General features: G+C 37.3%; 12 protein-coding genes and 1 riboswitch. Of the genes, 3 read left to right on the top strand and 9 right to left on the bottom strand.

Going from position 1 to position 12,914, the window contains the following annotated elements:
* Nucleotides 1–84: 84 nt before the first annotated feature.
* On the bottom strand, nt 85–864 hold the full coding sequence (locus KS419_RS18140) for a lytic transglycosylase domain-containing protein (RefSeq protein ID WP_246594246.1): 780 nt from the start codon (nt 862–864) through the stop codon (nt 85–87).
* 256 nt (nt 865–1,120) lie between these two features.
* Here KS419_RS18140 and KS419_RS18135 point away from each other — a divergent pair, with 256 nt between their 5' ends.
* Complete coding sequence (locus tag KS419_RS18135) at nt 1,121–3,319, top strand: DNA topoisomerase III (RefSeq protein ID WP_217067803.1); 2,199 nt, start codon at nt 1,121–1,123, stop codon at nt 3,317–3,319.
* Between the two features lie 413 nt (nt 3,320–3,732).
* Here the strand turns inward: KS419_RS18135 and KS419_RS18130 are convergent, their stop codons facing one another.
* The 8 genes from KS419_RS18130 to KS419_RS18095 form a co-directional block, all read right to left on the bottom strand.
* Entirely contained in the window at nt 3,733–4,191 is a 459-nt protein-coding gene (locus KS419_RS18130; protein WP_217067802.1) for a GyrI-like domain-containing protein, read from the bottom strand.
* Nucleotides 4,192–4,364: 173 nt separating this feature from the next.
* A complete protein-coding gene (locus tag KS419_RS18125) occupies nt 4,365–6,584 on the bottom strand; it encodes a carboxypeptidase-like regulatory domain-containing protein (RefSeq protein WP_217067801.1) in 2,220 nt (739 codons plus the stop codon).
* A complete protein-coding gene (locus KS419_RS18120; RefSeq protein ID WP_217067800.1) occupies nt 6,581–6,892 on the bottom strand; it encodes a hypothetical protein in 312 nt (103 codons plus the stop codon). The genes KS419_RS18125 and KS419_RS18120 overlap by 4 nt, the downstream gene beginning before the upstream one ends.
* Complete coding sequence (locus KS419_RS18115) at nt 6,864–7,436, bottom strand: sigma-70 family RNA polymerase sigma factor (protein WP_217067799.1); 573 nt, start codon at nt 7,434–7,436, stop codon at nt 6,864–6,866. The genes KS419_RS18120 and KS419_RS18115 overlap by 29 nt, the downstream gene beginning before the upstream one ends.
* A gap of 539 nt (nt 7,437–7,975) precedes the next feature.
* A complete protein-coding gene (locus tag KS419_RS18110) occupies nt 7,976–9,160 on the bottom strand; it encodes a GTP-binding protein (RefSeq protein ID WP_217067798.1) in 1,185 nt (394 codons plus the stop codon).
* A gap of 96 nt (nt 9,161–9,256) precedes the next feature.
* Entirely contained in the window at nt 9,257–9,469 is a 213-nt protein-coding gene (locus tag KS419_RS18105; RefSeq protein ID WP_217067797.1) for a hypothetical protein, read from the bottom strand.
* A gap of 20 nt (nt 9,470–9,489) precedes the next feature.
* Nucleotides 9,490–9,696 (bottom strand): FAD-dependent oxidoreductase, encoded by a 207-nt coding sequence (locus KS419_RS18100; RefSeq protein WP_217067796.1) that lies wholly within the window; start codon nt 9,694–9,696, stop codon nt 9,490–9,492.
* Between the two features lie 119 nt (nt 9,697–9,815).
* Nucleotides 9,816–10,493, bottom strand: a complete 678-nt coding sequence (locus tag KS419_RS18095) for a LuxR C-terminal-related transcriptional regulator (RefSeq protein WP_217067795.1) — start codon at nt 10,491–10,493, stop codon at nt 9,816–9,818.
* A gap of 108 nt (nt 10,494–10,601) precedes the next feature.
* A riboswitch (cyclic di-GMP riboswitch) is annotated at nt 10,602–10,687 on the bottom strand.
* Nucleotides 10,688–11,105: 418 nt separating this feature from the next.
* Here KS419_RS18095 and KS419_RS18090 point away from each other — a divergent pair.
* Together KS419_RS18090 and KS419_RS18085 are read left to right on the top strand one after the other, a co-directional pair.
* Nucleotides 11,106–12,014: a VanW family protein gene (locus KS419_RS18090; protein WP_217067794.1), complete on the top strand. Its 909-nt coding sequence runs from the start codon at nt 11,106–11,108 to the stop codon at nt 12,012–12,014.
* A 201-nt stretch (nt 12,015–12,215) separates the two neighbouring features.
* Nucleotides 12,216–12,809 (top strand): hypothetical protein, encoded by a 594-nt coding sequence (locus KS419_RS18085; RefSeq protein WP_217067793.1) that lies wholly within the window; start codon nt 12,216–12,218, stop codon nt 12,807–12,809.
* Nucleotides 12,810–12,914 lie beyond the last annotated feature (105 nt).

The following is a 12,914-nucleotide window of genomic DNA, read 5'->3' as shown; positions in this document are numbered from 1 at the left end:
TTTTTTTTAGAAATTATAAAGGCTCTTTAAGGCTTTTGTAAAAATTATAAATTTATCATTCATAATTCTTCCATATGTTCTATTTTAATGGTTTACTGCCACCAATTGACTTTCTTTTGCATTCTCCTGAATTTCAACAGCGTACCAACTTTTGGCGTGACCATTTCGTGCAATGTAGTTTTGCAATCCTCCAATCCCCCGGTGATAAGCCGTTAAGGCATGATCCCAATCCCCATACTGTTTATACAGGAAATCTAAGTATGTGATTGCTAACTCGATGGAATAGAGAGGATCAAACAGCATATCGTGATTGTAAGGTAACCCTGCCATTTCAGCGATCCAAGGACTTGTATTTCTCATAAATTGTGCTATTCCATATGCCCGACCATATCGGGTTTGTGGTCCTACCGCTGTTGGACTGAAAGTCCCACCTGTTTCCACCCTTAATAACTCATAGACGAGAAATGGATCCATATCTTTTTTTATTGATTCGAGCGCAAGAAATCTTCCCCAGTCTTTTTCAAACCTTCCATTACTATCTTCATAGAGATACTCTGCCAGTTCATTTGCTTCTGACCAAGAAAGGAACCCTGCCTGTTGATCTTCCGTTTCATTCTGTTCAAGATATGTCTTTAGTCTCTCCACTTCTAAAGCCTCTTCAAACTGTGCTCTTTCCTCATCGCGTGTACTTGTTAGTATTGTTAATTGATGCTCCATGGCTTTATTAATGTTTTGATTGAGTTTCTTTTCTGATGTCACTAATGCATATTCACTTGACATTTTTGAGAATTCATTACTAATCATTATGGTAGTGATAAGTAGGATTAGTGATGAAATTGCGAGCACGAATTTCTTGTTTCTCATGCCTATTCCTCCTTTGTGTTTCATTACCTTTTGTTTCCTAGGCATAAGCTATTACCAATATTAAAGCAGTTTATTCAATTTTTCTGAATTTTCTATTCAATTTTCGATTCGGGAAGATCGGTTCCCTTTTGTAACACCAAGCATATCTTGCTGAAATAAGCCCCCTCTTCTACTCCCTCCCAATGAAAATCTGCAATAAAAATCATGTTATGATATATTTAGGTGAATGTTTTTTAACGAAGGGACGAATGAAGGAATGAAAAAAAGTATTGTGATTGCAGAAAAACCTTCTGTGGCACGTGATATAGCAAGAGTATTAAAGTGCCATAAAAAAGGAAATGGTTTTTTAGAAGGGGATAAACATGTCGTCACTTGGGCGTTAGGCCATTTAGTGACTCTTGCCGACCCCGAAGTTTATGATGAAAAGTATAAAACATGGAAGTTAGAAGACTTACCAATGATGCCAAGCCGCCTGAAACTTACTGTAATTAAACAAACGAGTAAACAGTTTCATGCCGTCAAAAGCCAATTAAACCGACAGGATGCTGGAGAAATAATTATTGCAACCGATGCTGCCAGAGAAGGAGAACTTGTGGCACGTTGGATCATTGAAAAAGCTAATGTAAATAAGCCAATAAAACGTTTATGGATTTCCTCAGTAACAGATAAAGCAATAAAAGAAGGGTTTCAACAATTAAAGAATGGTAAGGAGTATGAAAGCCTTTATCATTCTGCTGTAGCCCGTTCAGAGGCAGATTGGTATATTGGATTAAACGCTACGAGAGCCTTGACGTGTAAATTTAATGCCCAGCTATCATGTGGAAGGGTGCAAACACCAACTGTTGCGATAATAGCCAAACGGGAAGAGGAAATTCGTAGTTTCAGACCTAAGCCATTTTATGGTATTAAAGCACAAACGAACGAGAACCTGACATTAACTTGGCAGGATCAGAAAACAAAAGAAACAAGAACTTTCTCAAAAGAAAAAGCAGAACAACTTTTTGCGAAAACGAATAAAAAACTAGGGAAAGTTACCCATATTGAGAAGAAACAGAAGAAAAGCTTCGCACCACAGTTATATGATTTAACGGAACTGCAGCGAGATGCGAACAAAGCATTTAACTATTCCGCAAAAGAAACGTTATCGATTATGCAAAAACTTTATGAACAGCACAAAGTCTTAACATATCCACGAACAGATTCACGCTATTTATCAAGTGATATTGTAAGTACATTAAAAGATCGGATTAAAGCTTGTGGAAATGGCGGTTACACAAAAGTTGCCCACAGAGTTCTTCAAACACAGATTAAAACGAATAAATCCTTTGTGGATGACAGTAAGGTTTCCGATCATCATGCAATTATCCCTACGGAAGAAACACCTATTTTTTCAAGATTCAGCGATAAAGAACGGAAAATATATGATCTAGTTGTAAAACGCTTTTTAGCTGTCTTTTATCCCCCATTTGAGTATGAGCAAACTACCATTAAAGGGGAGATTGGAGGCGAGACATTTGTGGCGAAGGGGAAAACTGTTCTCTCCTCAGGTTGGAAGGAAGTTTATGACAATTTCATAAACGATGAGGATAACAGTGATGAGTTGAAGGAGCAGATCCTTCCACACTTAGCCACAGGAGATACACTTTCCATCATTTCCGTTAAAGAAACAGAAGGTGAAACAAAACCACCTGCCCGCTTTAATGAGGCCACCTTACTTTCAGCAATGGAAAACCCTTCAAAATATATGGCTGGAGAAGCAAAAGACTTAGCCAAGACATTGGAGAAGACCGGTGGATTGGGTACAGTGGCAACTCGTGCAGATATTATTGAAAAACTATTTAATACATTCCTTATTGAAAAGAAAGGGAAAGATATTTACCTTACTTCAAAAGGAAAACAACTTTTAGATCTTGTTCCGGAAGACTTAAAATCTCCGGCTCTGACTGCAGAATGGGAACAAAAACTTGAATCCATTGCTAAAGGAAATTTAAATAAAAATACATTTATAAATGATATGAAAAACTACGCAAACACGGTCGTCCATGAAATAAAAAACAGCACTAAGAAATATAAACATACAAACATCACTGGCACAAAATGTCCTGATTGTGAAAAAAATATGTTAGAGGTGAACGGAAAAAAAGGAAAGATGTATGTTTGTCAGGATAGGGAATGTGGACACCGAAAAAATATTTCTAAAGTAACAAATGCCCGTTGTCCAATATGTAAAAAGAAACTGGAACTACGGGGACAAGGAGAAGGACAAGTTTTTGTATGTAAATGTGGACATAAAGAAAAATTGTCTACCTTTAACGAAAGAAGACAGAAAGAAAAAAATACGAAGTTGTCCAAAAAAGAAGTTCATAACTATATGAAAAAGCAAAAGAAACAGGACGATGAACCATTTAATCCGGCGTTAGCAGAAGCGTTGGCGAAATTAAATATAAAAAAATAATTGATTAAGAAAAGCGTAAGCGCCTATGAACATGAGCGTAGGGCAGTGGAGGAATGACAACTAGAAGTCCGCTCTTTGACTTCAGTTGTCACTTCCGAAGTGCCCCGCAGCGATTAAGAAGCAACTGAAAAAGTTTACAACCACTTTTTCAGTTCCTTTTATTTGTATGGCAATGGCTGCGCTCGTCGCTCGCACGATAGGAGAAAACCACTCCTATCATGCTTTTTAAAGATTGCGACGGCTGCGCTCATTGCTTTGGGACTGTAAAAGTGGAAAAGCACCACTTTTTCAGTTCCCATGCGAGTAGGCGGTAGAGCTAGACAAAGAAAAGCGTAAGCGCCTATGTACATGAGCGTAGGGCAGTGGCTGACAGGGAAGTTTCCATCACTGTCAGCCTCTTCACTTCTCAGCACTTAAATTATCGGCAAGGAATACCTGGAATATCCTTCTCCTTCATAACTATATCTCTCGCAAATAGTATAGAGCCGATCCCCTGCTGAAGTTTTCAAACCCTTTTCTTGGATGTATTTTTTGATTTTTTCTCCTGCAGCATCAAAACATCTGTCACTATTATCGTTTCCCACCACACATTGTTGCGGCGATAGCATTGTTTTAAAAAACCATTCTGGAATACCATCAAAAGAAGATACTTCCACACAAAGAATGTACACATGTGTTTCCGGGTTCTTCTGTTCTTCTCCATGCGGCCAAATACCATAATGGATCTGTCTGTTTACAATATGGGGTAAATGCTTAGAAGCAGATAATAATCCTTCTTTTGCATTTTGATACTTACTTGGCATTTCCTTTAAACTAACGCAAGGTATCCCAATTAATTTTAGTTCATTATGTTCAATTATTTTTACTGACATAGTATATTGTCCTTCCCTATTAAATTTTTTAGTAATTGTTCATTGTTCTACTAAATAAAGCTAATTTTATTTTCTGAGATTACTTGGAAGACCCTTTATATCTTAATTTTCCAACTATATCCAGTACATGAGTACACATTCTAGAGTAATTGATTTCCTATTTTTTATTGATTTCACCTCACATTTTCCAATGCATGAATAAATTGTTGAATTTCCTCACCCTTGTTTAATAAATATGTTCTGAGTTTTTCCTTCTCATCTAGTAAAAATAGTCTCACCGCTTCCTTTACAACTACTGGATCTACCTTCTCTAACTCTTTCACAAGGGAAGGCCATTTTACAGCATCATATCCCCTCTCCCGGTAACTGTCTGCAATTGTCCAAACATCTTCCATATCCTGTTCAAAATATAATTCCAATGCGAGCCAATAACCAATAAATCGGTTCGATGGATCTTCCTTTATTACTTCACTAAGATAGTTTCTTGATTCTTCCAGTTTTCCTAATCTTGTAAGGAGTACCCCGTAGAGAGATTCTACATACGGACCAGGCCTTTGCTGTTCCACCTCTAGGTATTTATGGAACCACTTATATGCTTCTTCCATGTTTTCAGCAGTAAAGTAATAATACTCAAACACTTGGAATAAATTATCAGCTGTTGGTTGATGTTCCGCCAGCTTTTTCCTATAATAGAATGTCTCTTCCGCCCTTTCAGCGTCCAATCCATTTATTCTTGTTACCATTCGTAAACTGTGTAAGTCATCAGAATCGTTCTCCACATTATATTTATACATCTCAAGAGCCTCTTCTAGTTTTCCTGACATGAGCATTTCATCAGCATCAGTCATTTTTCTTGATTTCAATTGAAAAAACGGAAGTTCTCCCATTGTTTCCTCACGTAATCGGTATCCTTCACTTTGACCAAGTAGTTTACCTTTTTGATCATATGCGTTTACTGACCATGAAAATTTCCCATTTACATTTGCAAATGCAAGTATGCTCTCTGGGTTAATACTGGTCCACTCATCATTACTGAATGAAAGTCCTACTGTCTTTTCATATAAATACTCTAGGGGAACAGTTATTTCCGATTCTTCAATCCCTGTTATAACAGGAGATGAGATAGATCCACCATCATATTCAATTGCCATACTAATGGTATAAGTAGAAGCTTCCGGAACTTTCGACCAAGAAAAAGTGACGTCCTCTCCGAAAATCACGTCATCATTAGCAGGATAGTATATATCTATAAGTGGAGATAGTTCTACATCATATGCTATATTTTCTCCGAATCTCACATCAATCCATTCATCCATCTCCACGGGCCAGGACCACCCGTCTATCTGATCATATAAGAATCCAAGAGTAATCTGATAGCTCCCTGGAGTCACAGAGTCAAAGGAGAAACTTCCATCTGGACCAGTAACCGTCTGAAACCTTTCATACGCTCCCACACTACGATTTATGATCGACTCATCCCTCAGAAATACACCAACATCGGACATTGGTGCCCCCTCTGAAGTAATAACCCTCCCTTCTATAGACGAAAGACTTTCGGAATCAGAGATAGAAGACAAACTATTATGAACAAGCTCCAATTCTTCGTAATATGGGTTATCGGATAAAGCCACTTCTGCGACAGAATCTGATTCGAAATCCGAAAACGTGGCGTCTCGCTCTTCAACCCTTTTTTCCTGGATCTTTAGTTGTTCTTTTAGGTAGGTTTTAGCTTCTTCTACCTTACCAGAGTTCAGCATCCACTCCCCTTTTAAAGTGGCATACCGAAGTCTGAAATCAGGGAAACGATCCGTTAATTCCTTCTCATAACTATCGAGCATTTCTTTCGCATCCTCATAATACTGAAAGTCTATTGCTTGTTCTATTTCCCTCAATTTCAACTCATGGTAATAGTACTCGTCCAGTTCCTCATCTGATATCACCTCGTGCAAGATCTCATTAATTTTACTGTAATCCTTCTCACTCCGGTAGTGTGCAACAAGAATATCCACTGCTTCTAATAATGTCAGATTGTTCGATTGATTTTCACGATGAATATACTCATATATATAAGGAATTGTCTCTTCTCTCGTAAAAATCCGATTTGAGACAGAACCATTCATCTGCCTCATGGAAGGTCCTACGTAGACATCATATTGATTCATTGCGGCAGGGTGAATCATGTACTTCTCAATTAATTCGTATCGGTTAGGTGATTCCTTTTCAATGTGATATAGAATACGTTCTCTTCCTTCGGCAATATTTCCGCTACTAATATTTCTACTGATTATCCAATCCTCCATTTTTGGGTGAAGAACATAATGAAAAACGGATAGAAAGAAAGCTACTATAGTCACACCCATTATCAGGTATTTTACTTTTATTTTTACTTTCATCGGCTATTCCCCTCATTATCAATCATATCACTCCAGTAATAACTTCCACCCTTTTGAACAATATATCTCTGTTCTTCAGATTGCAGGTCAGAGATAAGATAAGCACCGCCAATAGAGAAGAATAGGAATAAAGCTGCACCAAGTGGAACAAGTGGAATTGTAATTTCTCTATTCCAAATGAACATCCATTTTTCTTTTGCTGTTTTCGGATGAGTTTTGGAAATAACTAATTCATGGCTTGTAAAGTTAACATTAGCCAGTTCCTTTTTTAAAATGTCATTAGCTTTCTTTTGTTCTGACTGTTCCATCAATTTCTTCATCCCCTTCCTGTAACATCTTTCTTAATTGGTTTCTTCCCCTCGCCAATCTCGTTTTTACTGTATTTTCTTTTTCTAGAATCAGATCACTAATTTGTTTAATTGTTAATTCCTGAAAGTAATAAAGCGAAATAACTTCTCGATAAACATAAGATAATGCCAGAATGGCTTCATATAACTGACCATTCCTTAAGGACCTATCCAGTAATTCGTCCGGGAGAGGAGATGTTTCCACCAGATCTGGGAAAGTCTCTTCTTTTTTCGTTAAGAAGATATTTTTCCAACTCCACCTTCTCATCCTTGACTTGCATCCGTTAATAGTGATAATCATCAACCAGCCTTTTAATTTATCTTGATTTTCTAATTGATCCATTTTTTCAAATGCAGTTATAAATGTATCCTGAACTACTTCTTCTGCCAAAAACCTATCCTTCAATAGGAGGAAGGCCGTACGTTTTAAATCATTTCCGTAAATATACATGAGTTCTCGTAAAGCTTCTTCTTCCTTGTTCCTTACTCTCGCTATCAGATCCAAGCCCTCTCCCCCTTCCCCTTTGAAGATGCCATCTGGAAAAATAAAGTTTCATTTCTAACAAAAAAAGAATGAAAACTATAAAACTATCCTACCATTTTCTTTGACAATGGAAATAAGAAAAGCGCAAGCGCCTATGGTCACGAGCGTAGGGCAGTGGAGGAATGACAACTAGAAGTCCGCTCTTTGACTTCAGTTATCACTTCCGAAGTGCCCCGCAGCGATTAAGAAGGAACTGAAAAAGTTTAAAACCACTTTTTCAGTTCCTTTTATTTGTATGGCAATGGCTGCGCTCGTCGCTCGCATGATAGGAGAAAACCACTCCTATCATGCTTTTTAAAGATTGCGACGGCTACGCTCATTGCTGAGGGACTGAAAAGTGGAAAAGCACCACTTTTCAGTTCCCATGCGAGTAGGCGCTGGAGCTAGACAACTTGCCCGAAGGTGCAAAAACTTATACTTTCTTACATTTTAAGAAAAGCGCAAGCGCCTAAAAAAACACATGCTAACGGTAAATCCATCGCATGTGTTAAAGATTCGTCCTATACCGAAGTAAATGCTGGAAGGGGATCGTTTAGCAAACTCCAATCCCCATTCATCTCTTCATCCGTCAATAAACAATGATCGAGGGATTTTTCCACTTCGTTTCTGTCCATTTGCAGACCAATGAAAACAATCTCAGTCATTCTGTCCCCGAATTCGGAATCCCATCGATTTTTTAGTTCTGGATCCTCGAGAAACATATCCCTTCTTTCTTCCTCCGAATATGCTGTAATCCATTCCCCTGTTGCCTGTATTGTCAAAGAAGATCCTGCCTGAGAAAGTAATCCGGACATATTGTTCCTCGTCGGCAGCCAAAAAAATCCTTTGGCCCGAATGACATCTTCCGGCCAGTCTGTGAGCCATTCCATCCATCGTTCGGGGTGAAATGGACGCCTCCTCCGATAAACAAAAGAACTGATACCATACTCTTCCGTCTCAGGAATGTGCTCTTCATTTAACTCCTTTATCCAGCCTGCCGCTTGACTTTCCCTTTCAAAATCAAATGATTGAGTATTCATAATGGAAGTAATAGGAACCTTTGAATGGATACTTTCCAGTATTTTTGCTTCCGGATTAGGTTTTTTCAGCATTTCTTTTAATTCCTTTACATCTACATCTTCCACTAAGTCAATCTTGTTCAGCAAGATGACGTTGGCAAACTCAATTTGATCAATTAGTAAATCCACCACTTCCCTTACATATTTCTCATCTTCCGTCTGCTTTCTGTCCAACAACGTTTCCCCAGAAGAATAATCTTCCCAAAATCGATTAGCATCCACTACTGTTTCCATAGTATCCAGCCTGCAAATCTCCCCTAGATGAATGCCAAGTTCATCATCATAATAGGTAAAAGATTGAGCAACTGGAATTGGTTCAGATATACCCGTGGATTCAATAACAATGTAATCTATGTTTCCAGCACGGACTAGTTTTTCCACCTCTAAGATCAGATCCTCCCGTAATGTACAGCAGATGCAACCGTTTTGCAGTTCTACCAGTTTTTCTTCGGTTCTCGAAAAACTTCCTTGTTTGATCATCAATGCATCAATATTAATTTCACTCATATCATTTACAATAACCGCGACCCTCAACTTCTCTTTATTTTCTAATATATGATTTAATAAAGTTGTCTTTCCCGAGCCTAAGAACCCACTCAATACAGTAACTGGAATCTTTTTTTTCATTCTAATCACACCCTTATTATCATAATAATAATCATTTCGTTTACGCACGTGCACTGCTCTCTATGTTTGCTACAATTCGTTCTGCAGCTTTTTTCATTAGCCCCTTTTCCCCTTAGTTTCTTCGTCCATTCCGGAAGATTTAATTGTCATAACACTCCAACGCTTACCTTCCTTCTGAATCCCGTTCACTTTACCCTGAATCCATGAATTCTTCAGGTTAACTTCGTTTAATGTATAATTGCAATGGTCATTAAAAAGATTTAGGGAAGGTCTATTATACATTCCGAAAAATTCATTGTAGCTATTCATTTTTGCATACTTCTCTAGACTTAACGGTCTGTATCCAAGTGGTGAACCGAAGGGGATCGGAGAAATTTCATCCCAATTCGTTCAGTATTCTTCTTCCATTTATACATTGGTTCTGGATTAGGATCAATTATCTTAAGTTTTTCGGTTGTTGTTTTACCACTCTTAATTAAAAAAGTTGCAATGGTGCAACCATGTACTCCTCCACCAATAATTACCCAATCAATCAAAGCACACTCCTCAGTCCAGAATCAAATCGTAATGATTACGAATTATATAATATGCTTTTTGATGGTAGTAAAATAGAAAAGAGTTTGGCATCATTAGCCAAACTCTTGAGTGTTACTATTTATCTTAATCCATCAACCCAACCATAACGAATTGTTTTGACAACTGCATCGGTTCTATCATTTGCCTTAATTTTTTTTATAAGACCACTGATAATAGAATTAATGGTGGACTGTGCAAAAAATAGTTTTCCTGCAATTTCCCGATTGTTTTTCCCATCCAATAGTAATTGCAAAACATCCTGTTCTTTCTGAGACAATAACCCTTCTACCTTCTCCTTGTTAAGTTCAAGTTTTTTAATAGGAAGGTCCCGATTTTTTTTCATTTCAATTCCTTGCAGAATCTCTTTGTGAAAATTCGGTTCAATAATAATATTTTTTTCCAGAACAGTATTTAATATCATTTCAAATTCGTTCACTAAATAGAACAATGAGACAACACCATTTACTGGGAGAGTTAAGTAAGGTAAGACGTGTTTGTTAAGTGGTTCTTTTGTCACAATAATAAAAGTGCACCGATTATGTTTTTTAATTTCCATTAATACATTCTCTAGCTTTGACAAGTTCACTTCAGGATTTTCCAAAAAATAGAAAATGATATCATCACAAGATGTTAAATGTCTAGATGCCAGCAGATCGGTTATTCGATCTTTTGTATCCATAGGAATTTCACACTGTGGATCCACATAAAAAATCTTCGTCTTTAAAGAAACTGCTTTTTCCGGCATAAGTAATTGCATAATCAGTACCCCTCTCCTTGAAAATTTAAAGGCACTAATGTAACTCAATGAATTTAAAAAGGCTACTCATTAATTGAATAGCCAAACAAATAATCCGGTTGAATTACATTTGGCAACCAGGCGATCATAGTCTTTGAGACCTTAGACCCTAGGCTTTGCGTCCTATTCTTTCAAATAGTTTGCCTTTTTCATAATTATTCAATTTGTTTTAGTATAAAAGTAATGGTATACCATTTCGGGAAATAATGCAATATATCTAGTAAAATTTTATTCATTAATTTTAACTTGACATTACTAATTATAACAATTTGTTCACATTCTGTTTCCTAATGGCTAGACTGCCACACTACCTGTGCATTTACGAGCAATTTTACATTAATTGTCTTCTCCCAACTCATACTATCAAAGAGGGCACTGTAAAAGTGGTGCTTTTCCACTTTTACAGTGCCTCGAAGTAATGAGCGTAGCCGTCGCCATCTTTATTAAGCCCAATAGGAACGTTTTTTTCTAGCTGGCGAGCGACAAGCGCAGCCATTGCCTTACAAATAAAAGGAACTGAAAAAGTTGTAAGAGACTTTCTTCAGTGGCCTCTAATCAAAGGAGGTTTTTTTAATGATTATTTTTCTTGTTTTCCTGCTATCTGTTTCCCCGTTTTCGGACGATGATGATAATTTATTACTATTACATGATGGTCAAATACTGGCAAGTTTGAATCGAAAAGCATTTGAATCCGAATATTTAGGTAACTTATTAATCGATTATGGAGCTTTCAAAGAATTTAGAGATAAGTTAGCGGTAGAAGTTTACGAAGCCCCTGAAAATGCAACCATAAATACACATGGCCAAATAGTTCCTGGAAAAGATGGCCATATCTTGGATCAAACAGCATTTAAAACAGAGTTTTTGACCTATTTTTATAATCACGGTCCCTCTCAATTGGAGATACCAACCATCATCCTACACCCGAAGGTTGACAGTGAACTCCTTGCAACGATCCGAGTTCAACAAATTAGTGGGTATACCACTTATTTTAACAAGAAAAACCATGAACGGTCTCACAATATTAATTTGGCTTCCGAATCTATTAACAATACTGTTGTATTTCCAAATGAGACTTTTTCCTTTAATGAGGTCGTGGGAGAAAGAACTCTGGAAAAGGGTTATTTGCCCGCTCCAGTGATCGTTAAAGGGGAGCTATTTGAAGGGGTTGGCGGAGGAATTTGTCAAGTTTCATCTACCTTATATAATGCCGCAGATCGTGCAGGTGTGGAAATTATCCAACGCTACTCCCATAGCAGAAGGGTACCTTATGTCCCTCCTGGCCGTGATGCTACTGTCAGTTGGTATGGTCCTGATTTCACTTTTAAAAACAATCATAATCAACCTCTTCTTATTCGTGCAAAGGCACAAAATGGTCAAGTGGTCGTAACCATCTTCTCTTCGGATGTGATTAATTTTGAACCTCGGCAAGTTCCAAGTGCACCGAGTAAATTACCGGAGGAAATAGTTGTGGAATTGTAGATCGTGTACAACTCCCACCACTTCCCCACCTTAATGGGCAGCTTGAGGTGGCGGTTTTCCCGGAATTATGTTATGTTCCCTTATTCTATCTCTATTTACATTCAGCAAGCCAAGTCATATTATACTTTCGTGTAATAGAATTGATGCAAAAAAAGAGATATCATTGAATTGAATGACATTATTTGCAAAGGGGGATTTAATATGAGTGAACAGCCTGAACAAGAAGAAGTGCAGGAAGTGCCACAAGATTCAAAGGATACGTTAAACTATTTTCAATACTTAATACAAACGATTAAGAAACCAGATGATTTTTTAGGTGAAGACGATAAAGGCTATCAATTATTCGGAATTATTAATATGGTCTTACTACTCTTTTTAATCATATTCAGTTTCTTTATTCAAAGAATTGTGTTGTTTACTGGAAGTGGATGGTTTGCTCGAGGTTTTTTAGACAGTATCAAACTGGGGATTTCCTATGCTATCCCATTAGCGCTTGTCGTTGTCTTAATGAATTGGTATGCCAATAAAAATGGGTCTAAAAGGAATGTGGCTTATTTTTTTGAGAGATTAGGTGCCCTCCTTACACTTCCATGTATATTATTGGTTTTGTCTATCCCACTTAACCTATTGGAAATAACTTTACACACTTGGTTCAGAACCATTTCTTATTCATTTATTTACATCGCGATTTTTATGATTTGCTACTTATTCGTAAGTCCCAAAAATTTAAAAGTAGCTTCTGTATTTCTTTTAGGTTTTTATTTTACTTATCGGTTAATTTACTATATTTTATAAACATTAAATAAGAAAAGCGTAAGCGCCTATGAACACGAGCGTAGGGCAGTGGAGGAATGACAACTAGAAGTCCGATCTTTGACTTCGGTTGTCACTTCCGAAGTG

Source organism: Evansella tamaricis (assembly GCF_019042215.1).
Lineage (GTDB): Bacteria > Bacillota > Bacilli > Bacillales > Salisediminibacteriaceae > Evansella > Evansella tamaricis.
The sequence above is the reverse complement of the archived record's forward strand: the minus strand, read 5'-3'. Positions and strand labels throughout refer to the sequence as shown.